Consider the following 20,872-nt stretch of genomic DNA (forward strand, 5'->3'; position numbering starts at 1 on the left):
GTGACTACCAAGCTGGCGGTCCCCGGCACATCAGGGGACACGACGACGGCGGGCAGGGGCAAGCGCCCTCGCCCGCCTTTCGGCGTTTCTGTTGTTTCCATCATTGCGGTCCTGATCGCCCTGTTTTCCCTGGTGCCTCTGGCCTATGTGGTCTTCATGACGGCCTCCACCGGCTGGGACACCGCCGCGGCCCTGATCCTCCGCCCGCGCGTCGGCGAACTCCTGCTGAACACCGTGCTGCTGACCGTGGTGACGGTGCCGCTGTGCCTGGTCCTGGGCGTCGGCGGCGCGTGGCTGGTCGAACGCACCAACCTCGTGGGCCGGAAGTGGTGGGCCGTGCTGCTCGCCGCCCCGCTGGCCATCCCCGCCTTTGTCAACAGCTACGCCTGGGTGTCCGCGGTGCCTTCGCTCGGCGGGCTGTGGTCCGGGGTCCTGATCGCCACCCTGTCCTATTTCCCGCTCGTGTACATCCCGGCCGCCGCGACGCTCAGCCGCCTGGACCCGGCGATCGAACAGTCCGCCGCCTCCCTCGGACTCGGCGCCTGGCGCGCGTTCTTCCGCGTGGTGCTGCCGCAGCTGCGCGTCGCCATGACCGGCGGCGGGCTGCTGGTCGCGCTGCACCTGCTGGCCGAATACGGGGCGTTCGCGATGATCCGCTTCGACACCTTCACCACCGCGATCATGGTGCAGTACCAGTCCACGTTCAACGGGACCGCGGGGAACATGTTGGCCAGCGTCCTGGTGTTCCTGTGCCTGATCCTGCTGCTCGTGGAGGTCCGCAGCCGCGGCAGCGCCCGGTACGCCAGGATCGGCTCGGGCGCCCAGGCGCGCGCCCTGCGCCTGCCCCTGCACGCCTACCAGCTCCCGGCCCAGCTGTCCCTGATCGCCCTCACCGGGCTGGCATTCGGCCTGCCGTTGACGTTTGTGCTGCGCTGGATCATCGCCGGCGGCCCCGAAATCTGGGCTGCCGAGGAGTTCATGCCGGCCCTCCTGCAGACCTTGGCGTACGGCCTTGCGGCGGCCGTCGTCACCACCGTGGTCGCGTTCCCCATGGCATATCTGGCCGTGCGGCGTCCAAGCTGGTTCAGCAAGTCCCTGGAGCTGTCCAACTACATCACCAGCTCCATGCCCGGGATTGTGGTGGGCCTGGCCTTCGTGACCGTGAGCATCCGGATGGTGCCCAGCATGTACCAGACCTCAGCGCTCCTCATCGCGGCCTACGTGCTATTGTTCCTCCCGCGTGCTCTCGTGAACATCCGCTCGGGGCTGTCCCAGGCACCGAAGGAACTCGACGAGGCGGCCCAGGTGCTCGGCAAGCCGCCGCTGCTGGCGTTCATCCGCGTGACGCTGCGCCTCACCGCCCCAGCCGCGGCCGGCGGCGCGGCCCTGGTGTTCCTGGGGATTGTCAACGAGCTCACGGCCACCCTTTTGCTCTCTCCCAACGGGACGCGCACCCTCGCCACCGAGTTCTGGAGCAAGAGCAGCGAGATCGATTACGCTGGCGCAGCCCCGTACGCGCTGCTGATGATCCTGATCTCGGCGCCCATGACCTATCTCCTCTTCCAGCAGTCCAAGAAAGTAGCCGGACAGTGACCGATGTCTACCCATCGCGTGAGGCCCCCTCGCGTCTCCCCGAGCCGCGAGTCGCGGCTTCCGTGGCCACCAGCACCAACAGCCACCTGGAAATCGACGCGGTCACCAAGAACTTTGGGTCCCAGGCCGTCCTCAGGGGCGTCAACCTCTCCGTCGCCAGGGGCGGAACGACGGCGATCGTGGGACCGTCCGGCTCCGGCAAGACCACGCTCCTGCGCCTGATTGCTGGCTTCGAACACCCCGACACCGGCAGCATCTCGCTGAGCGGCAGCAAGGTGGCAGGCGAGAACGCCTGGGTCCCCGCCCACAAGCGCCATGTCGGCTACGTGGCCCAGGACGGTGCCTTGTTCCCCCACCTGACGGTCGGGCAGAACATTTCCTTTGGCCTGGACGCCGCGCAGCTCCCCGGAGGGCACCGCGGCGTCAAGGCGCGGGTCGCGGAGCTGCTGGAAATGGTCTCCCTGGACCCGGCCATGGCCAAGCGCCGCCCGCACCAGCTCTCCGGCGGCCAGCAGCAGCGGGTCGCCCTGGCCCGGGCGCTGGCCCGCAAGCCCGCGCTGATGCTGCTGGACGAGCCGTTCTCCGCCCTGGACGCCGGCCTGCGGGTGGCCACCCGCCGCGCCGTGGCCCAGGTCCTGAAGGACGCCGGCGTCACCACAATCCTGGTCACGCATGACCAGGCCGAGGCGTTATCCTTCGCCGACCAGGTGGCGGTGATGCGCGGCGGCAGGCTGGCCCAGATCGGCAACCCGTTTGTCGTCTACACGCGTCCGGCGGACCGTGCTACCGCCGAATTCTTGGGCGACGCCGTGATCCTGGATGCCTGGATGGAAGGCTCCCTGGCCACGTGCTCGCTCGGCGGGATCCCCGTGCGCCGCCCGCCGGCCCAGGGCCGGGTCCAGCTGATGCTGCGGCCCGAGCAGATCCGCATTTCCGAGGACGGCCCCATTCGCGGCACAGTGGTGGACACCGACTACTTCGGCCCCGAGACCACGGTACGGCTCCAGCTCCCGATTCCGCCGGTCCTTGCCGCCGGCGCCGTCCCGGACCACCGCTACCCCGGCGGCGGGGAAATCATCACCATCCGGCACTGGAACGCCTCTATCGCCCGCCCCGGCACGGAGCTACGGCTTCGCGTGGTGGGCGAGGCCGTGGCTTTCCCGGTGGAGGAGCAGCAGGCTCCGTAAGCTTGCTCTGGAGATAGGGTGGGCGGATGACTGTTCAGCCAGGCCTGCACCGCCAATACTGCTCCGTTGCCGCCCCCACTCAGCTGTGGCTCGATCCGGACGGCCGCCTGGCCGGCGAGGTCAAACCGCCCGGAGCCGGTGACCCTGCTGACCCGGCCGGGTTCACCGGGCTGCTCCACGGCGACACCCGGATGCTCTGCCGGGCGCTCGTGCGCGTCAACGGCCTGGAACCCGAGCCGGCGGCCGTCGAGACCGAGCCCGGCGGCGTCCTGCGCGTCCGGGGCCTGGTCCGGGGCATCCCGGGACCCACGGAGGATCCCGCGGTCGAGCTCCTCCAGACCTGGACCGTGACGCCGGGCGTGGTGCGGCACACCCTGCAGCTGCGCACCTCACTGGATTCCCTCGACATCGAAATCGACATTGAACTTGCCGCCGACTTCACCGACATGGCCCAGATCCGCCTCAGCCGCTTCCGCGACGCGACCGGGCCGATCTCTGCCGACCAGTCTGCACTGCGCTGGAAGGAGGGCGGCAAGACCCTTGCGGTGGCGGCCTCCGGCGCCGTCACCCCGGAGGGCCACCTCGCCTGGCGCGGAACCCTGGGCCGGGGCCGGCCGTTCGAGGCCGAATGGCAGGCCGTCCTCACCGATGACGACGACGCCGTGGTGGCGGCCCGACCGCCCTCGGCCCGGCCGCAGCGGACCGGACCGGCCGGGGCGCTGGGCCTGCTGCTGGATAACTCCCTCGATGAGCTGGCCGGGCTCCGGCTGGCAACCCGCCAGCTGCCTGACGCTCCGTTCATCGCCGCCGGGGCGCCCTGGTACTTCACGCTGTTCGGGCGGGATTCGCTGTGGGCCGCGCGGCTGCTGCTGCCGCTGGACACCGGACTGGACACTGGGCTTGCGGCGGGCACACTGCGCGCACTGGCGGCCTTCCAGGGCACCCGGACGGACGCCGCGGCCGCCGAGGAACCCGGCAAGATCCTGCACGAGCTGCGGTCCAAGGAGCTAGTGCTGGAGAGCCAGGGCCTGCGCCTGCCGCCGGTGTACTTCGGGGCCGTGGATTCCACCCCGCTGTGGCTTTGCCTGCTCGGTGAACTCTGGCGCGCCGGCCGGGACGACGACGCAGTCCGGTCGCTGCTGCCGAATGCGGCACGCGCCGCGGAGTGGCTGCTCGCTGCCGGCACCACCGGAACGGACGGTGCAGCGGACGGCGCGGCGGGCAACGGCGCAGCGGGTAACCGCGGGTTCCTCAGCTACCGTGACGCGTCGGGGCACGGCCTGAGCAACCAGGGCTGGAAAGACTCCCGGGACGCCATGCAGTTCCGCGACGGCCGCCAGGCCGAGGGGCCTATCGCCCTGTCCGAGGTGCAGGGCTATGCGTACCAGGCAGCAATGGAAACGGCGGAGCTGTTCGACGCCTTCGGCGAACCTGGCGGGCAGGCGCTGCGTGACTTCGCCGCTGCCCTCCGGCTCAGGTTCCGGGAGCGCTTCTGGGTTGAGGACGACGGCGGGCCGTTCCCGGCGATGGCCCTGGACGGGCACGGGGTTCCCCTGGACATCCCGGGCTCGAACATGGGACACCTGCTGGGCACGGGCATCCTGGACGCCGACGAAGCCCGGATCGTGGCGGACCGGCTTGTGAGCCCCGAGCTGTTCTCCGGCTATGGGGTGCACACGATTTCGCGGCGGGCCGCAGGATTTTGGCCCTTCAGCTACCACTGCGGCTCGGTGTGGAGCCACGACACCGCCATCGCGATCCGCGGCCTCCTCGCCGATGGTTTCATCGCCGAGGGCCGGACCCTCGCCGATGGCTTGCTCGCGGCGGCAGCCTCCTTCGGCCACCGGCTGCCGGAGGTGTTCGCAGGGGTGCGGGCCGAGGACTCGGGCGTCGCTGTGCCCTATCCGGCGTCATGCCACCCGCAGGCGTGGTCCTCAGCCTCGGCGGTTGTCATCGCCCAGGCGATGGGCGTCGGGCTCTAACGGGCCTGCCCCTGCCGGTAAACCTCTGCCGGGGGAACCTCCGCCGGGCGAACCTCCGCCGGCACGGGCGGCGACAGGCGCATTGGCGGCGTCAGCGGCTCGGGCCGCGGAGCCATGGTGGCGCGCAACCCGTCGGCCAAGATGACGATGCCGGTAACGGCGAGCGCAAGGCCCATGGCGGCGACCACGTCCGTCAGCCAGTGATAGCCCAGGTACAGGCGGCTGAGGGCAACCACCAGCGTCCCGGCGGCCGCGGCCGCGAAGGCGAGCACCGACGTCGTCCGTTTGCTCGTCCGCGTCCCACGGGCCGCCACCAGCAGGTAGCAGAGGACGCACAGGAAGACGCCGGCACCGAAGGTATGGCCGGAGGGAAATGACAGGGCGTCGTCCGGTCCCAGCATGAAGTCGCTGGCGGCTGGCCGGCCCCGGCCGACGCCGTGCTTGATCAGCGTGGACACCGCGAAGGTGGCCGCCATGGCGCCGATTAGCAGGGCGGGACGCCAGATTTCCCGTTTCCAGACCGCCCAGACCAGGGCCAACACGCAGCCGATCACCGTCATCCACAGCGGCGAGGTCACAGTGGTCACGGCCGTCAGGATGGCGGTGGCGAGCGGGGTCCGGGACGCCACGAGCCCATCGTGCACGGGCGCGTCCAGGTCGGCCACGCCGCTGTTCGACTGCACGGCGGCGAGCACGGTCCAGAAGATCGTCTCCCCTGCGATCAGCAGGGCTGTTGCCACGAAGAAGAGCCGCCGCTGGGACGGCAGCGGCAGGCGGGCAGGGGGTCGCGGGGCACGCTTGGCACGGAGCATCCGCCCAATCCTGCCAGCGGCAACTACCTGCAGCCCGGACGGTAGCTGGGAATTCTCTGGGAGGCGCGCACCTGGCTGTTACGGTTCTGGCTGTTACGGTTCCGGCTGTTTTGGTTCTGGCTGTTTTTGTTCCGGCTGTTTTGGTTCTGGGGGCCGCTTGGTCTGCGGGTACGGCGTTTCGAACCGCGCGAGCATCTCCACGAACCCGGCGATCTTCTTCTCCCGGGTGGAGGCCTGCTTGGCCGAGTTGGTGCGGTAGATCAGGGCATACCGGTTCACGGACGTCAGGACCTCGAACATCGCCTGCGCCCGGGGCTCCGCCGCGATGGCCGCGGCGAGGTCATCCGGGACTTCCGCCGTCGCTGCGCCCGAATAGGCGGCCTCCCAGCGCCCGTCCGCCTTGGCGGCGGCCACGGCGGCCTGCCCGGCCGGGACCATCCGCCCCGCCGCCTCAAGACGTTCAATCCGCTCCACGTTCCGCGCGGACCACATACTCTTAGGTCCCCGCCGGGTCATCCGCTGGAAGGAGCTCTCCCCGTCCCGCCGCCGGCCCTGCCCGTCGATCCAGCCGAAACACAGCGCTTCCTGCAGTGCGGCCTCGTAGTCCAGCCCGGTCACGGATCCGCCCTTCTTGTGCAGCACGAGCCACACGCCGGGACTTTGCGAGTGGTGCTGCTCCAGCCATGCGCGCCACTCGGCGGCGTCCTTCACCAGCAGTTCCTCAAGTTCAACAGCCATGGCACCATTGTGCTCCGGGTGGCTGACCGGAGGGGTGCTTTGGTGGCACCATGTCATGTGGAGCCAACCCCGTCCCTCGCAAGGAGATCCCATGCTGCGCGTCCGCCCGATCCACTACACCTCCCGCATGGACCAGTGGGGGCAGCTTCTATCCGCCCTCGGCATGGTGCGGACGGTCGACGACGGGGACTGGCAGGAGTTCGACGCCGGCTCCGGCCGCCTCGCGCTGCACCGCGTTGCGGCAGGTGGCGATGCCGGGACCGGCGGGGACGGAGTACAAGGAAACTCGCTGGACCGAACTGTGCTGGACGGCAGGACGGACTTCGGCGTCGAGGTCGGAGACCTGGCAGAATTCGCGCGCCGCACCAACCTGGCCGGTGTGGAGGACGGGACCACCCCGGCCGAGCTGGTCCGGGCGGCCCACGGCGACACCTGCCGCATCACGGGCGAGGACGGGTTCGGGTTTTTCGCGGACAAGGCCGCCCACGGCGCGCAGTGCGCGGACGCCGACCCGGCCCTCGCCGTCGTCGAAGTCTGGTTCACCCCGGACGCTGCTTCCGCCGCTCAAACGCTGCGGAACATGGGCGCCCGGCTGCGCCCGTCCCCGGACGATGACGAAACCGCGGATTTCACGGCGAAGAACGGCGGAGTGCTGATGGTGCGCCCCGCCAGCGGCGCGGCCCGGGCCGGCCTGGGCTTTGAATACACCGGCGACCTCGCCGCCCTGCGGGACCGGCTGGCAGCCGCGGGCCACAAGGTCAACCTGACGGAAGAGGCGTTCGGGCGGACCCTGCACGTGGCCAACCCCGACGCGGCCGACAGCGCCGCCCACCCTCTCGCCCTCTGGATCGCCTCGGCCACGGCGGTGCACTGAGCCGGAAGCGTGGCGTGCTGCCCGGTTGCCACGCTGTCAGCGCCGCGGCATTGGGTATCTGCCCATTTCAGGGGGCCCAAACGGGTGGAAACTTCCATTGAAAGGTGATCTGCAGCACGTCAGAGTGAGAGGGATCCGGCGACCGTCGCCGTCGATCATTACCTCCCTCGCATCCTGGAGCCCTCATGACCCAAACCCGCGTCGACCCACGCAAGGCCCTCTCTGACACCGGCAAGATGCGAAAGATCGCAGTTGCCAGCGTCATCGGCACCACGGTGGAGTGGTACGACCTCTTCCTCTTCGCCACCGCTTCCGCCCTCGTGTTCAACAAGATCTTCTTTCCGAGCTTTGATCCGCTGGTGGGAACGATGCTGGCGTTCGGCACTTTCGCAGCCGCCTATGCGGCGCGGATCGTCGGCGCCGCACTGTTCGGCCACTTCGGCGACCGGATGGGGCGCAAGTCAATGCTGCTGATCTCGCTGCTGACGATGGGTGCCGCCACGTTCGCGATCGGTCTGCTGCCGGACTACGCCACGATCGGGATCGCGGCCCCCATCCTGCTGCTGACCCTCCGAATCATCCAGGGCCTGGCCTTAGGCGGAGAATGGGGCGGCGCGGTCCTCATGGTGGTCGAACACGCCCCGAAGGAAAAGCGTGGATTCTACGGGTCGCTCGTCCAGGTCGGGGTCCCCGGTGGGACCTTGATCGCCAACCTCGTCTTCCTGGTGATCGCGGCCGTCATGCCGGAACAGGAACTCCTGGCATGGGGCTGGCGTGTGCCCTTCCTGGCCAGCATCCTGCTGGTTGCCATCGGCCTCTACATCCGCCTCACTCTCGAGGAGACTCCCTCGTTTCAAGCGGTGAAGGACGCCGGAGCCAAAGCCAAAATCCCGCTGGCGGAACTGCTGCGCAAATACTGGAAGGAAGTCATCCTCGGAGCACTCGCTACGGTATCGACCGGCACCTCCTTCAACATCCTTGTCGCCTTCGGATTGACCTACGGCAAGACTGAACTGAAATATTCCACCAACACGATGCTCTGGGCCGTACTCGTCGCATGTGCGGTAGGGCTCGTGATGCTCCCCGTCTTCGGCCGCCTCTCCGACCGTCTCGGCCGAAAGCCGATCATTGTGGGCGGCATCATCGCGGAGATTGTCCTGGCGTTCCCAATGTTCTGGCTGATGGATACGAAATCCATCGCAGGCCTCATGTGCGCCTACGTTCTGATGATGACCGCTTTCTGTGCCAACTACGGCCCCATCGCCACGTTCCTGGCCGAACTGTTCGGTTCCCGGGTCAGGTACTCCGGCCTCTCCGTCGCCTACATGCTGGCCGGGTTGCTCGGCAGTGCCATCACCCCCGTGGTCACCACTGCACTGCTGAATGCCACCGGCCAGGGGTCGTCAGTGGCGTGGTTCTTGATCGGTTCCGCGGTTGTGTCCCTCGTCGGCCTGCTGCTGCTTTCCGAGACCCTGCGCTCCAATCTCGATTCCGTGCATGAGGCTCCCGTCCGGGCCGCTTCGACCCCTGGCCCCGAAGAAGTACAGGTGGGTTCATGAGGCGCCTTAATGCCGTCAGCGGCGTCGCCGCGCCCAGGGGCGCCGCCTCCCCGGCCGTCGTAGCCAATGGGTTCGTATTTGCGTCGGGGCAGGTCCCCCTGGCGGTGGATACGAACGAACCGCCAGCGGACTTCGCCGATCAGGTGCGACTAGTGCTCTCGAATCTGTCCGCGACCCTGGAGGCCGCCGGCTCAAGCCTGAAGCATGCCGTGAAAATCACGACGTTCCTGACGGATCCGCGGCTGGCGGAGTACAACGAAGTTTATGCCGAGGTCTTCGGTGACGAACTGCCTGCCCGGACCACCGTCATGGTGGCCGGCGGCGAATTCGCTATCGAAGTCCAGTGCATCGCCGCGGTCCCCGGCCCTGATCACACGGGCGGGATCCGCAGAATTGCGAACGCTCCGGGCATGGCTCCGGTCCTGGGCCCGTATTCCCAGGCCGTGGTTGCCAACGGCTTCGTCTTCACCTCGGGTCAGATCCCCGCGCGCAGCAGCATGGCGGACCAGCCGGAGGATTTCGGCGGCAAAGTCCGCCAGACCCTGGACAATCTGGAGTCCGTCCTCATCGAGGCCGGCTCGGGGCTGGACCGGGTCACGAAGGTCACCACCTACTTGACGGATCCGGACCAGCTCGATGAATACAACGGCATCTATGCGGACTTCTTTGGTTCGTGCCTGCCGGCACGCACCTCGTGTTGCGTAGACATCTGGGATATTGCGCTCGAGATCGAGTGTATTGCGGTCGTTGCCCCAGAGCATGGGCCGGAAGAACCCTCCCGGTCCGGGCGTACGCGGGACGAGGTGGCGGGATCATGAAAAGGCTCGCCTCTTTCCCCGGCATGGCCCCCGCCGTCGGACCGTTCTCGCAGGCAGTCGTAGCGGGCGGCTTCGTTTTCACTACCGGACAGATTCCGCTGATTTCGGGCACCGACGACAGGCCGGCCGACTTTGCCGGATCGGTCCGGCAGGTCCTCAGCAACCTGGAGACGGTATTGCACGGAGCCGGCTCATCTCTGGCGCACGTCGTCAACATCACGACGTACCTCAGCGGTCCGGACCAATTCGAGGAGTACGACAGCATCTTCGCCGAGGTCTTCGGCGCCGCCCAGCTGCCCGCCCGGACTTCCGTCTGCGTCGGTATCTGGGACTTCACTTTCGAAATCCAATGCATCGCAGTCCTAAGAGACGAGGTCGGAGCATGAGATCGGCACAGATGGCGCTGGATGCCGAACTGGTCCGGCGCCTCCGCTCGGTCAGTTTTCCCACCATCGGGCATTTCCTGGAAGAGGGCTTTCTCGACTCGGGCATCCGGTCCCTGCTCCGGGACGTCCGGGTTGTGGGGCGCGCGGTCACCGTGCGGGTGGCCGAAGCGGACGCCTACGCCACCAACCGGGCCCTGGCGCTGCTGGAACCCGGCGATGTGCTGATGATTGAGACCGGGGGTGACCTCGCCCATGCGCCGGTCGGGGCGGTCACGGGGTGCGCAGCGATGTGTCGGGGTGCGGCAGGAGTTGTCGTCGACGGCGTCGTGACCGACGTCGTTGAGCTTCGCTCGGCAGGCCTGCCTGTCTTCGCCCGCGGCACGAGCGTCCTGACCGCGAAGCGGATCGCCCGTGCGCGCAGTGCCGTCAACGTTCCTGTCATGTGCGGCGGCGTGATGGTAAACCCCGGCGACGTGGTGATGGCGGATGACAACGGGGTCCTGGTCCTGTCTACCGACGAGGCTGCAGCCGTCGTGGACGCGGCCCTCGCCGCCGACCGGGCGGAGCCAGCGATCCTGGCTCGGCTCCGGTCCGGGGAGCCGATTAGCGATGTTCTTCCCGGAGGGCCCTCGCTCACCTAAGGGCACCCGCCGCGAGGCCAAGCAAAGGGCGGGTCCGGGCCAAGAGCCCGGACCCGCCCTTTGCTTTTGTTATAAAAGATGTCAGGCAGTCTCAGGAGGCCGCGATCACCGGTGCCAGGCGGCCGATGCCCTCCGCGATAAGCTCCGGGGTCAGGGCGCTGAACGCCAGGCGCAGCTGGTTGGTGGGCTCCTTCAGCGGCATGAAGGGAGCTCCGTGAAAGACCACCACACCGGCGCTTGCGGCCCGGTGGACCAGCGCATGCGTGTCCACGGCGGCGTCGAGCGTCAGCCAGGTGAAGAAACCGCCTTGTGGCCTGGTCCAGGTGACCCCTGCCGGCATCTGGTCCTCCAAGGCGGCTAAAGTCGCGTCCCGGCGCTGCCGGTAGATGCCTCGGGACACCTCGAGCTGGCCCTGCCAGTCAAAGTCCCGCAGGTACGCCGAGGTCAACATCTGGTTGAACGCCGGCGGGCACAGGGTGCTGGACCCGCCCGCGATGAGGAACCGTTGCTTCAGATGCCGCGGGATCAGGGCCCACCCCAGCCGCAGGCCCGGGGCGAAGATCTTCGAAAATGAGCTCAGATACAGGACGTCCAGGGGATTCCCGGCGCGCAGGGGAGGAAGCAGCCCGCCCTCGTAGCGCAGGAGGCCGTAGGGGTTGTCCTCCACCACCAGAATGTTGGCCTCCTGGCAGATGTCCACGATGCGCTGCCGCCTGTGGCCGGCCAGGGTCACGCCGGTGGGGTTGTTGAAGTTCGGAATGGTGTAGAGGAATTTGATCCGGTGGCCGTCCGCCCGCAACTCTGAAATCCGACGTTCCAGGAGCTCGGGGAGGAGGCCGTCCGCGTCCGTCGCTGCCGGCCGGACGTTGACCTGGTAGGTGGCAAAGGTTCCCAGCGCTCCCATGTAGGTGGCGTCGTCCGTCAGGACGGTGTCGCCGGGGTCGCAGAGGATCTTGGTGATGGTGTCGAGGCCGGACTGGGAGCCGATGGTGACGGCGACGTCCTCCGGGTCCGCGTCGGAAATGCCCTCGAGCGACATCACGGCGCAGATCTGCCGGCGCAGCTCCTCGGTTCCCTGGCCGCCGCCGTATTGCAGCGCCCGCGAGCCCTGGCCGGACAGGATTCGGGCGGCGCTCCGGCCCAGCAGATCCAGTGGCAACGAGTCCACGTCCGGGTTGCCACCGGCCAGGGATATCGTGCCCGGCCGCGCGGCCAGTGCGAAGATATCCCCGACCTCTGTCGAGGCGCTGTTTGCTGAGCGCAGGGCCCACAGGCTTTCGTGCCGGGCCCGGGTTGTTTCCGCCTCCAGCGCCGCGGGGTCAACGACGCCGGCCGCCAGGACGCCGGGTTCCATCAGGCGCTGACCGGTGCCGCGGCGCCGTCCGCCAGGTCACCGTTGCAGAGCCGGTTCGCAACCTCGGTGAGCATCGTCAGCCCGGCCACGATGTCCTCGTCCGTGGTGTATTCGTGCTCGTTGTGTGAGATCCCGTCCACGCTGGGCACGAACAGCATCACCGTCGGGACCAGATCCTTCATGTTGGTCGAATCATGCCCGGCCAGGGTCATGACCGGCTTGTTCGCCAGGCCCAGGTCCGCCGCCACCTTGGCCGCGAGTTCAACGCCCTCGGGCTGGTAGGGGGTCACGGGCCAGGAGTGGGCGTGGTGGCGCTCCACGGTCACGTTCGCCAGCCGTTCGATCCCGGCGATCCGCTCGTGCAGCAGGGCGTCCGCCTGGGCCAGGACAGCTTCATCGGCGCTGCGCAGGTCCAGCAGCAGGCTCACCCGGGACGGCACCACCACGGGCGAGTTGGGGTAGACGTTCAGTTGCCCCACGGAGGTGTGCAGCACGCCGGGGAAGGAGTCGGCGAGTTCCCGGGCGGCGACCACCATCATGGACGCGCCCAGCAGCGCGTCCTTCCGGTCGGCAATTACGGTGGATCCGGTGTGGGCCTGCTCGCCGTGGACCACGAACTCGTATTTGTTGGCCGCCCAGTTGGAGTTCACCAGGCCGATGGTGATGCCTTCGCGCTCCATGCTCCGGCCCTGTTCAATGTGGATTTCGGCGCAGTACGCGGCTTCGGGTCCCTCGTAGCTGCCCCGGCAGCCGATCGCGTCCAGGGCCTCGCGGACCGAGACTCCGGCCGCGTCCGTGGTGGCCAGCGCGGTCTCGAGTTCGAGCTTTCCGGTGTAGACGGATGAGCCCATCATGGATGGCTTGAAGCGGGAGCCCTCCTCGTTGAACCAGTTGACCACCGCGATGTTGAACCGGGGCTGCCCGGCGGACCCGGCCGCGGCCCACTGCTCCACGAGCCGGAACGCCGCGTGGGCTGCGGCCAACACGCCGTACGCGCCGTCGTAGCGTCCCGCCGTGGGCTGGGAATCCATGTGGGATCCCACCACCACGAAGGGGGCGCCCGGCACGGCCTCATACAGGCCCCACTGGTTGCCGGCCCGGTCGAATCTCACGGTGAAGCCCTTGGCCTCCAACAGGCCCGTGAGCCACTCCCGCTGCTGGCCGTCCGGCACGCTGGCCGCCTGCCGTTCCACGCCGCCGTTCTCGGTCGCACCGAATTCGCTCATGATGTGGAAGTCCCGCACGAACGCGGCGTCGCGGGTGCTGAAAGTGGAATGAGTAGTCACGGTGTTCCCCTATGAACGGTTGGTGGCTGCGCTGAAGAGTGGACCGGTTGCGGCCGAATCGGCCGCAACCGGGGACGTGAGGCCGGGGGCCCGGAACGTAAAGCTCCCCCCGACGGCGGTGGCCAGCACCTCGAGGTCGGCGATGCTGCCCGCGGTGAGCGGCGACCCGGACAGGACCGTGAAATCGGCCAGCTTCCCGGTGGTCAGTGAGCCTTTGATGCCCGACGTGCCGGTGGCTGCGGCGGCTCCGGTGGTGTACGCCGCCAGGGCCTGGAGCGGGCTCAGCCGTTCGGCCGGGTTCCCGAAAACGGCTCCGGAGGCGGTGCGCCGGTCCACGAAGGCCTGCATCCCGCGGAGCACGTTTCCGTCCGCCACGGGGCGGTCGGAGCTGCCGGCGAGCGTCACCCCCGCGGACAGGAACGAGGCCGCACGGTAGGCCCAGCCGAGCCGTTCCGGACCGAGGGAAAGAGTCATGCCGTCCCCGCCCTCGGAGAAGAAGCTGGCCTGCGGGGTGACGGCGATTTTCGCATCGGCCAGGCGGCGGAGCTGCTCCGGCCTGGTCATCGAGGCGTGTTCGATCCTGTTGGGCACGGCCCGGGGCCCGTATTTCGCGGCACAGTCGGCGATGATGTCGATCGCGAGGTCAACGGCGCGGTCGCCGATGGCGTGCGCCGCGATCGACCAGCCGGCGGCGTAGGCGCCCTCGATCTTTGCCCGGAGCGCCTCCGGTTCGGCCTGAAAGTAGCCGGTGTTGCCGGTGTTGTCCGTCCCGCCGTGGCTGCAGTAGTCCTGGCTGACCGCGGCCGTTTCGCCGAGCAGTGAACCGTCCAGGAACACCTTCGCCGGGCCCAGGGACAGGAAGTCGTCGCCGAATCCGCTGGTAATGCCCAGGTCCAGCCCGGCAGGTGCCGCTTCCTGCGGGTGCTGTCCGCCGAGCGGGTGGAGCACATCCAGGACCGGCATCAGCTGCGCCCGGGCGTGGAGCCTGCCCGCGGCCGCCGCCCGCTGGTAGGCGGCCAGCTCCACGGGGCTGTGGCCGATCCAGCCGCCGCCGATTCCGGCCTCGGTGAAGCTCGTGATGCCCTCCGCGGCGTAGTGGCTGGTGGCCCGGTCCAACGCGGCTTCGATCGCCTCGGACGAGTACGGCAGGATCAGCTGCTGGATGAGCTGCTGCGCCGTTTCCTGGACCAGCCCGGTGGGCCGGCCGGCGGCGTCGCGGACAATCACGCCGCCGTCGGGGTCCGGAAACGACGCCGGTTCAGCGCCGGCCAGCCGGAGCGTGGCGGTGTTGACCACGGCCATGTGGCCGGAGTTGTGCCGCATGAACAGCGGACGGTTGCCCGTGATCCGGTCCAGGACGGTGATGTCCGGAAACTCGCCGCCGTGCTGCTGCTGGCTGAAACCCGTGGCCAGCAGCCAGCCCGGCGCCGGACCGGTCCCGAGCCCTGCAGCACTGTCGGCCGCGACGCCGGCCTCGAGTAGGGCGTAGAGCTGGTTCAGCCCCCGCGCGGCGGAGACGTCCAATTCGCCAAGGCCCAGCCCGAACCAGGTGGTGTGGCAGTGGGCGTCGATGAAGCCGGGGGTCACGGTGGCGCCGCCGAGGTCCAGGACCTCGGCGGCCTCCAGCCCGTCCAGGTCATCGTCGAGGCCCACAATCCGGCCCTTCCAGACCCCCAGCGAGGTGGCCTGGGGGCGGCGGCCGTCCATGGTGATGATGTCCGCGTTACGCAGCAGCAGATCGAGTTTCATGGGTTACCTAGCGTGGATTCTCAGCGGTGGGAGGTGGTGACTGACTTGATGCGGGTGTAATCCTCCAGGCCAAAGACAGAGAGGTCCTTGCCGGTGCCGGAGTGCTTGAAACCGCCGTGCGGGGCCTCAGCCGGGATCACCTGATGGCAGTTGATCCAGACGGCGCCGAAGTCCAGTTCGTTGGACACCCGGGTGACGACGCCGTGGTTGTTGGACCAGACGCTGGAGGCCAGCGCGTACTTCGTCCCGTTGGCGAGCTCCACGGCTTCGGCCTCGTCCCGGAAGGGCTGGACGGTGACGACGGGTCCGAAGATTTCCTCGCACACCACCTCGTCGGCCTGGAACACTCCGTCGATCACGGTCGGTTCGAAGTGGAAGCCGGTGCCGGTCCGCTTGCCTCCGGCCAGGACCCTGGCGTTCGCGGGCAGCCGGGACATGAAGCCCTCCACCCTATCCAGCTGCGCGGCGCTGTTCAGCGGCCCCAGGTCCGCGGCGTCGCCGCCGACCTGCAGCGCCGCCGCCGCCGCGGCGAGCGCGGCGCCGAACTCCTGGTGGATGGATTCCTCCACGAGCACACGGGTCACGGCGGTGCAGTCCTGCCCGGCGTTGAAGAACGCACCGAGCGCGATCTCCCGAGCTGCCAGGTCAATGTCGGTGTCGGCGAAGACGATCGCCGGTGCCTTGCCGCCGAGTTCCAGGTGGACGTCCTTGAGGGTCTTCGACGCCGCGGACATCACCTGTGCCCCAGCCCGGGTGGAGCCGGTGATGGATACCATTTCCGGGATCTCGTGATCCACCATGGCGGCGCCGGTCCCCCGGCCGCCGCAGATGACGTTCACGACGCCGGCGGGGTAGGCCTCCTGCGCCAGCTCGCCCAGGACCAGGGTGGACCAGGGGGTGGTGTCCGCCGGTTTCAGGACGAGTGTGTTGCCGGCGGCGAGCGCCGGTCCGATCTTCCAGATGGCCATCATGAACGGGTAATTCCACGGTGTGATCTGGGCGACCACGCCGAGGGGTTCGCGCCGGACGGTGGAGGAAAAGCCGCGGACGTATTCGGCCTGCGCGGTTCCGGACACCACGCGGCAGGCGCCGGCAAAGAAGCGCAGCTGGTCGGCGCCGCGGAGGATCTCGATCTCGCGGGTGACCTGGCGGGGCTTGCCGGTGCAGGCCACCTCGGCGTCCAGGAGCCTGTCGACGTTGGCTTCGATGAGGTCGGCGAGTTTGAGCATCATGGCCTGGCGTTCGGCCGGGGTGGTCCGCTTGTAGCTCTTGAAGGCGGTGTGGGCGGCCTGGAACGCGCGGTCCACGGTGGCGGCGTCGCTGTCCGGGGCGGTGCCGAGCTGGATTCCGGTAGCGGGGTCGAAGAACGGCAAGGTGGCGGCGGCCGAACCGTCTGCGGCACTGCTTTGGACGATCTCACCGTTGATGATGTTGTGCAGGGTGATCATGGCGGGCTCCGGTCAGTTGCTGGCAGTTTTGGGTGAGCGGGTGGTGGGGTCCTGCGGGAGGTGCAGGACGGCCGGCAACCCGGATTCGACGGCGCGGCGGAAGGCTGCGCCGAAGTCCTCGGCCTTCTCCACGCGTTCGCCGTAGCCGCCGTAGGACCGGGCCAGCGCGGCGAAGTCCGGGTTGGTCATGTGGGTACCCGAGGGGCGGCCCGGGTAGTGGCCTTCCTGGTGTTCACGGATCGTGGCAAAGATGCCGTTGTCCACCACGAGCGCGATGAACTTCCCGCCATGGCCCATGGCGGTGGCCATTTCCTGGCCGTTCATCATGAAGCAGCCGTCACCGGCCACGGAGATCACCTGCCGGCCGGGGTAGGCCAGGGAGGCGGCCACCGCGGCCGGGATCCCCATGCCCATGGCACCGTTCCGGGGTGCGGCGAGCGAGTTCGCCGTGGTGTGCTTCAGGTAGCGGGCCGGCCACAGCGAGTGGTTCCCGGCCCCGTAGGTGATGACGGCGTCGTCGTCCATTTCCTGCTTGAGGATTTCCATCACGACGGCGAGGTCCACCCCCGTCCCGCCGTCTGGCTGCGCGGCGGAGAATTTCTCGTAGTCCGCGCGGGCCCCGGCCAGCCAGCCGGCGGAAGGTTCCACCGCGGATTCGGTGGCGGCAAGTGCCTTGGCAAAAGAGGCGACGTGGGCCGGAATGTGCTGGTCCAGCCGGCCGAAGTGGCCCAGCAGGTCGGCGCCGGGGTGGACGACGACCGTGACGGCGTCCAGTCCGCGCTTGTAGCCGTCGGAGAGCACATCGGCGCGGACGCAGCCGACAAACACCAGCAGATCGGCCTCGTCGAGGCGGCGGGCGTTGGCGTCGCTGCGGGCGTAGCCGAGGTAGCCGGCGTAGGCGTCGCTGCTGTGCGGAACGGCGTCATAGGCGCGGAAATCCGCGAGCATGGGGACACCATGGCGGCCGGCCCAGCCGGCGAGCGCGTCGGAGGATTCCTGGTTCCAGCCTTCGCCGCCGACCACGATCAGGGGCTTCTTGGCTGCGGCCAGCCGGGACTCGAGGCCGGCGAGGTCCCCCGCTGCCGGTTCGGGCCGGGCCACGGTGCGCGGTTCAACGGTGCCCGATTCAATGGCGTGGACCAGCACGTCTTCAGGTAGGCCGATCACCACAGGACCCGGCCGGCCGCTGAGCGCCGTGAAGATGGCGTCGTCCACCACGCGGGCGGCGGAGGCGGCGTCGTCGAGCGTCACCACCTTCTTGGCGGTGCTGCCGAACCAGGCGTTGATGTCGAATTCCTGGAACGACTCCCGGCCGCGGTCTTCGACCGGGATCAGGCCAACGAACAGGATCATCGCAGTGGCGTCCTGGTGCGCGGTGTGGACGGCGATGAAGGCGTTGGCGGCGCCCGGACCGCGGGTCACCATGGCCACGCCCGGAAGCTCGGTGAGCCGGCCTTCGGCGAGGGCCATAAACCCGGCGCCGCCTTCGTGACGGGTCACCACGGTTTCAATGGAGGATCCGTGAAGGCCGTCCAGCACGTCCAGGAAACTTTCTCCGGGGACGCCGTAGACGCGCTGGATACCGGCTCGTTCCAGCTGGGCAACAATCAGGTGCCCCGCGGTGGTTGTTGTGCTCAATGCTTCATTCCCTTTTCTTCGATGCTCAGGGCGGGGAGGAAAATGCCGGACAGAGCCGTCATCACGGACACCACCAGCAAGATGATGGCGCCGGGCCAGAACGAGTTGCCGTTGGCGGCCACGAGGGCTGTGGCAATCAGCGGCACGAAGCCGGAGATGACGCCGGCGCTGTTGGAGGTGATGGCGACGCCGGTGTACCGGACCTTCGTGGCGAAGAGTGCGGTCAGGGCTGTTCCGGACACGGCGTACGGGATGGACAGCGTGGTCACGCCGACGATCATGGCCAGGATGACCAGGACGGGGTTGGCGGTGTCGATGGCCAGGAAGACGGGTACGGCGATGACGGCGGAGGCGACGCCGCCCCAGAGGATGACCTTGCTGGCACCGAATTTCTCGCCCATGCGTCCGGCCCAGATCAGGGCGAAGATTTCCACGACGGCGGCCAGGAGCGAGCCGAGCAGCAGCGTTTCGTAGGGCATTTTGAGCACCTTGGTGCCATAGAAGACCACGAAGCTGGTGATGAGGTAGAAACCGCCGATGCCCAGCAGCGCGGAGCACATGCCCACCAGGATCTGGCGCCAGCTCTTCGTCAGGACGCCGCGGATGGGGGCGTGCTCGGTCTCGCCGGACTCCATGAGGGCTTCGAATTCCGGGGATTCGCTGAGCTTGCTGCGGATCCACATCGAAATGGCCAGCAGCGGGATCGCCGCGATGAACGGGATGCGCCAGCCCCAGGCATCAAAGTTGGACTGGCCCACCAGGTAGAGCATTCCGAAGAAGCCGCCGGAGGACAGGATGGTGCCGATCGGCGAGCCGAGCTGCGGGAGGGCGGCGTAGCGGGCGCGCTTGGCGACCGGGGCGTTTTCGACGGCGATAATCACCGCGCCGCTCCACTCGCCGCCGACGGCGAGGCCCTGCAGGATGCGCAACGCGACCAGCAGGATGGGCGCTGCGACGCCGATCGTCATGTAGTTCGGAAGCAGGCCGATGAGCCCGGTCACGAGGCCGATGCCCACGATGGTGACCATCAGGATCTTCTTGCGCCCCACCTTGTCGCCCAGGGCTCCGAAGATGAAGCCGCCGATCGGGCGGGCCACGAAGCCCACGGCCAGGGTGGCGAAGGAGCTCATCGCCGAGACGAAGGGGTCCTGGGACACGAAGTACTGGGCGTTGAACACCAGCGCGGCGGCGGTGGTGAACAGGAAGAAGTCGTACCACTCCAGCGCTGTACCGACGAGGGCCGCGAGGGCGACTTTCTTGGCCACGCTCTCATCGACAACCCCGGGCGACTGCGGGCCGGCGGTGGTGGTGGCGTTGCTTGCGCTGCTTGCCATGATTACTCCAAATAATGCGGAAGGGATGAAAACGGCCGACGGGCCGGTTGGGTGTGACTGCGCTCACCCGATTTCTCTCCACCCATTCTCCCATCACAATTCACCCAAATAACTAGCATTGCATCACGCAAATCTGCGCCTAGAATGTGTGAATGCACAATTTCCATTCGCCAGGCGATTCCCAGCGATGGGCCGAGCTGGTGGAGCTGCTTCACGGGCGGCTGGACACGCTGGCCGAAACATTCAAGGCGAGGGTCCGTGACATCCCCGAGTATGCCGAAAAACAAGTGGGCTCCGGCGACCTCGAAGTGACCGCCCGCGAAACGTTCAGGCGTTTGGTGGACGGGCTGCGCGGACAGGAACTCCGGCAGCAGTCCACCCTTGGCCCGGCGATGGAGTCGCTCCTCGAATTCGCTGCCGATCTGGGCGCCAAACGCGCCCGGGCCGGCATCCCGCCGGAGGCGCTCATCTCGGCCGTCCGGCTGGACTTCAGCATCATCTGGGAAGGCCTGCTGCAGATCGCCGATACCGAGGACGCCGGGCTGCTGGCATCCAGGGTTGACAGGGTCTGGCGCGTCGTGGATCAATTCGCCACCCGGACCCACACGAGCTACCTGACCGAACGCGCGCGGATGGCCCAGGAGGAGTCCAGCATCCGCCTCGAATTCATTGCCCGGCTCTTCAACCAGGCCAGCCCGACCGCGGAGACCGTCAGCCAGGTCGCCGCCGCCCTCGGCGTGGACTCGACCGCCCGCTTCGGGCTCGTGGCGGCCAGCGGCGACGCCGCAGTGAGCCTCCGAACGGCCGCGACCAGCCTGGGGTCCGGGCTACAGACGCGCAGCCGGTTCTTTGTCCACGAATTCGGCGGGAACACCTACGCGTTCTGGCCGCTCCCGCCGCACCGGGACGGCGCCCGGCACTTTGTTCCGGCCGCGTTGACCGACATCCCCTGCGGTTATGTTCCGGGCGTCGCCGGGCTGCGGGCGCTGCCCGCAGCCGCCCGCACGGCCGGAAGCCTCGCTTCCCTTCTGCGGCCTTCCGATTCCGGGCCCCTGTCAGCGGAGGCCGCCTGGGCCCGGCTGGCCAAGCAGCAAATGCTCGACGTCGGCCTGGACCTGCTGGCCGACCTTGAGGCCGGCCTGTCCGGGTGCCGCGGCGGCGAACGGGAGCGGCTGGAAGAAACGGTGCGGCACTTTCTTGCGACGGGCAGCGTCACCGCCACGGCGCAGCAATTGTTCTGCCACCGCAACACCATCCTCAACCGGATCAGCCGCTTTCAGGAACTGACCGGCGTGGACCTGGCGGTCCCGGCGCAGACGGCGCGGCTCGTCGTCGCCTGGGCGTGACGGGTCGGTCGGGGCGGCCCGGGCCGGTCGGGGCGTGACGGGCCGGGGCGTCGGGGCGTGACGGGCCGGGGCGGCTCCCCGTGACGCAGCGTCCGGCCGCACACGCGGGGATGGGGTAGAACTTAAC

At 68.5% G+C, this 20,872-nt stretch carries 17 protein-coding genes; 9 read left to right on the forward strand and 8 right to left on the reverse strand.

Annotation, left to right across the window (positions count from 1 at the left end):
- The 3 genes from BLQ10_RS12290 to BLQ10_RS12300 are packed head-to-tail and all read left to right on the forward strand — an operon-like array spanning position 1 to position 4,762.
- Positions 1–1,593, forward strand: a complete 1,593-nt coding sequence (locus BLQ10_RS12290) for an ABC transporter permease (RefSeq protein WP_091562340.1) — start codon at positions 1–3, stop codon at positions 1,591–1,593.
- Complete coding sequence (locus tag BLQ10_RS12295) at positions 1,590–2,780, forward strand: ABC transporter ATP-binding protein (protein WP_175558595.1); 1,191 nt, start codon at positions 1,590–1,592, stop codon at positions 2,778–2,780. Before BLQ10_RS12290 ends, BLQ10_RS12295 begins: the two co-directional genes overlap by 4 nt.
- 26 nt (positions 2,781–2,806) lie before the next feature.
- Positions 2,807–4,762, forward strand: coding sequence for a glycogen debranching N-terminal domain-containing protein (locus tag BLQ10_RS12300; RefSeq protein WP_091562343.1), 1,956 nt, complete (start codon positions 2,807–2,809; stop codon positions 4,760–4,762).
- Here BLQ10_RS12300 and BLQ10_RS12305 read toward each other — a convergent pair.
- The gene (locus BLQ10_RS12305) at positions 4,759–5,574 is read right to left on the reverse strand and encodes a phosphatase PAP2 family protein (protein ID WP_091562345.1); all 816 of its coding nucleotides are present in this window, start codon (positions 5,572–5,574) and stop codon (positions 4,759–4,761) included. The genes BLQ10_RS12300 and BLQ10_RS12305 overlap by 4 nt on opposite strands.
- A 93-nt stretch (positions 5,575–5,667) precedes the next feature.
- Complete coding sequence (locus tag BLQ10_RS12310) at positions 5,668–6,312, reverse strand: YdeI/OmpD-associated family protein (protein ID WP_091562347.1); 645 nt, start codon at positions 6,310–6,312, stop codon at positions 5,668–5,670.
- 91 nt (positions 6,313–6,403) lie between these two features.
- On the opposite strand from BLQ10_RS12310, the gene BLQ10_RS12315 reads away from it, so the two are divergent.
- The 5 genes from BLQ10_RS12315 to BLQ10_RS12340 all read left to right on the forward strand — a co-directional run bounded on the left by BLQ10_RS12315 (position 6,404) and on the right by BLQ10_RS12340 (position 10,590).
- Positions 6,404–7,186, forward strand: coding sequence for a hypothetical protein (locus BLQ10_RS12315; RefSeq protein WP_091562350.1), 783 nt, complete (start codon positions 6,404–6,406; stop codon positions 7,184–7,186).
- 185 nt (positions 7,187–7,371) lie between these two features.
- Positions 7,372–8,745, forward strand: a complete 1,374-nt coding sequence (locus BLQ10_RS12320) for an MFS transporter (protein ID WP_254785536.1) — start codon at positions 7,372–7,374, stop codon at positions 8,743–8,745.
- Positions 8,742–9,563, forward strand: a complete 822-nt coding sequence (locus BLQ10_RS22765; protein ID WP_254785537.1) for a RidA family protein — start codon at positions 8,742–8,744, stop codon at positions 9,561–9,563. Before BLQ10_RS12320 ends, BLQ10_RS22765 begins: the two co-directional genes overlap by 4 nt.
- On the forward strand, positions 9,560–9,949 hold the full coding sequence (locus BLQ10_RS12335; RefSeq protein WP_091562352.1) for a RidA family protein: 390 nt from the start codon (positions 9,560–9,562) through the stop codon (positions 9,947–9,949). Before BLQ10_RS22765 ends, BLQ10_RS12335 begins: the two co-directional genes overlap by 4 nt.
- Positions 9,946–10,590 carry an RraA family protein gene (locus BLQ10_RS12340; protein ID WP_217635813.1) on the forward strand — a complete coding sequence of 215 codons (645 nt, stop codon included), beginning with the start codon at positions 9,946–9,948 and terminating at the stop codon, positions 10,588–10,590. The genes BLQ10_RS12335 and BLQ10_RS12340 overlap by 4 nt, the downstream gene beginning before the upstream one ends.
- Positions 10,591–10,681: 91 nt before the next feature.
- On the opposite strand, the gene BLQ10_RS12345 is transcribed toward BLQ10_RS12340, so the two are convergent.
- Genes BLQ10_RS12345 through BLQ10_RS12370 form a run of 6 tightly spaced genes read right to left on the reverse strand, consistent with a single transcriptional unit; the run spans position 10,682 to position 19,399 of the window.
- Entirely contained in the window at positions 10,682–11,944 is a 1,263-nt protein-coding gene (locus BLQ10_RS12345; RefSeq protein WP_091562357.1) for an aminotransferase-like domain-containing protein, read from the reverse strand.
- The gene (locus tag BLQ10_RS12350; protein ID WP_091562360.1) at positions 11,944–13,230 is read right to left on the reverse strand and encodes a M20 family metallo-hydrolase; all 1,287 of its coding nucleotides are present in this window, start codon (positions 13,228–13,230) and stop codon (positions 11,944–11,946) included. The genes BLQ10_RS12345 and BLQ10_RS12350 overlap by 1 nt, the downstream gene beginning before the upstream one ends.
- Positions 13,231–13,239: 9 nt before the next feature.
- Positions 13,240–14,979 carry an amidohydrolase gene (locus BLQ10_RS12355; RefSeq protein ID WP_091562363.1) on the reverse strand — a complete coding sequence of 580 codons (1,740 nt, stop codon included), beginning with the start codon at positions 14,977–14,979 and terminating at the stop codon, positions 13,240–13,242.
- Positions 14,980–14,999: 20 nt separating this feature from the next.
- Positions 15,000–16,427: a gamma-aminobutyraldehyde dehydrogenase gene (locus BLQ10_RS12360; RefSeq protein ID WP_091562365.1), complete on the reverse strand. Its 1,428-nt coding sequence runs from the start codon at positions 16,425–16,427 to the stop codon at positions 15,000–15,002.
- Positions 16,428–16,439: 12 nt separating this feature from the next.
- A complete protein-coding gene (locus tag BLQ10_RS12365) occupies positions 16,440–18,065 on the reverse strand; it encodes a thiamine pyrophosphate-dependent enzyme (protein ID WP_091562368.1) in 1,626 nt (541 codons plus the stop codon).
- Positions 18,062–19,399, reverse strand: a complete 1,338-nt coding sequence (locus BLQ10_RS12370) for an MFS transporter (protein ID WP_091562370.1) — start codon at positions 19,397–19,399, stop codon at positions 18,062–18,064. Before BLQ10_RS12370 ends, BLQ10_RS12365 begins: the two co-directional genes overlap by 4 nt.
- A gap of 152 nt (positions 19,400–19,551) precedes the next feature.
- On the opposite strand from BLQ10_RS12370, the gene BLQ10_RS12375 reads away from it, so the two are divergent.
- Positions 19,552–20,745, forward strand: coding sequence for a PucR family transcriptional regulator (locus BLQ10_RS12375; protein ID WP_091562371.1), 1,194 nt, complete (start codon positions 19,552–19,554; stop codon positions 20,743–20,745).
- Positions 20,746–20,872: the final 127 nt, after the last annotated feature.

Origin of the sequence: Arthrobacter sp. ok362 (assembly GCF_900102785.1) — a bacterium.
GTDB lineage: Bacteria > Actinomycetota > Actinomycetes > Actinomycetales > Micrococcaceae > Arthrobacter.

What these genes read in the sequence shown, in the direction of transcription:
- BLQ10_RS12335 (WP_091562352.1), top strand. Translation starts at nt 9,560, where the DNA reads ATGAAAAGGCTCGCCTCTTTCCCCGGCATGGCCCCCGCCGTCGGACCG.
- BLQ10_RS12360 (WP_091562365.1), bottom strand. Translation starts at nt 16,427, where the DNA reads ATGATCACCCTGCACAACATCATCAACGGTGAGATCGTCCAAAGCAGT.
- BLQ10_RS22765 (WP_254785537.1), top strand. Translation starts at nt 8,742, where the DNA reads ATGAGGCGCCTTAATGCCGTCAGCGGCGTCGCCGCGCCCAGGGGCGCC.
- BLQ10_RS12355 (WP_091562363.1), bottom strand. Translation starts at nt 14,979, where the DNA reads ATGAAACTCGATCTGCTGCTGCGTAACGCGGACATCATCACCATGGAC.
- BLQ10_RS12300 (WP_091562343.1), top strand. Translation starts at nt 2,807, where the DNA reads ATGACTGTTCAGCCAGGCCTGCACCGCCAATACTGCTCCGTTGCCGCC.
- BLQ10_RS12320 (WP_254785536.1), top strand. Translation starts at nt 7,372, where the DNA reads ATGACCCAAACCCGCGTCGACCCACGCAAGGCCCTCTCTGACACCGGC.
- BLQ10_RS12315 (WP_091562350.1), top strand. Translation starts at nt 6,404, where the DNA reads ATGCTGCGCGTCCGCCCGATCCACTACACCTCCCGCATGGACCAGTGG.
- BLQ10_RS12370 (WP_091562370.1), bottom strand. Translation starts at nt 19,399, where the DNA reads ATGGCAAGCAGCGCAAGCAACGCCACCACCACCGCCGGCCCGCAGTCG.
- BLQ10_RS12310 (WP_091562347.1), bottom strand. Translation starts at nt 6,312, where the DNA reads ATGGCTGTTGAACTTGAGGAACTGCTGGTGAAGGACGCCGCCGAGTGG.
- BLQ10_RS12375 (WP_091562371.1), top strand. Translation starts at nt 19,552, where the DNA reads ATGCACAATTTCCATTCGCCAGGCGATTCCCAGCGATGGGCCGAGCTG.
- BLQ10_RS12345 (WP_091562357.1), bottom strand. Translation starts at nt 11,944, where the DNA reads ATGGAACCCGGCGTCCTGGCGGCCGGCGTCGTTGACCCCGCGGCGCTG.
- BLQ10_RS12340 (WP_217635813.1), top strand. Translation starts at nt 9,946, where the DNA reads ATGAGATCGGCACAGATGGCGCTGGATGCCGAACTGGTCCGGCGCCTC.
- BLQ10_RS12305 (WP_091562345.1), bottom strand. Translation starts at nt 5,574, where the DNA reads ATGCTCCGTGCCAAGCGTGCCCCGCGACCCCCTGCCCGCCTGCCGCTG.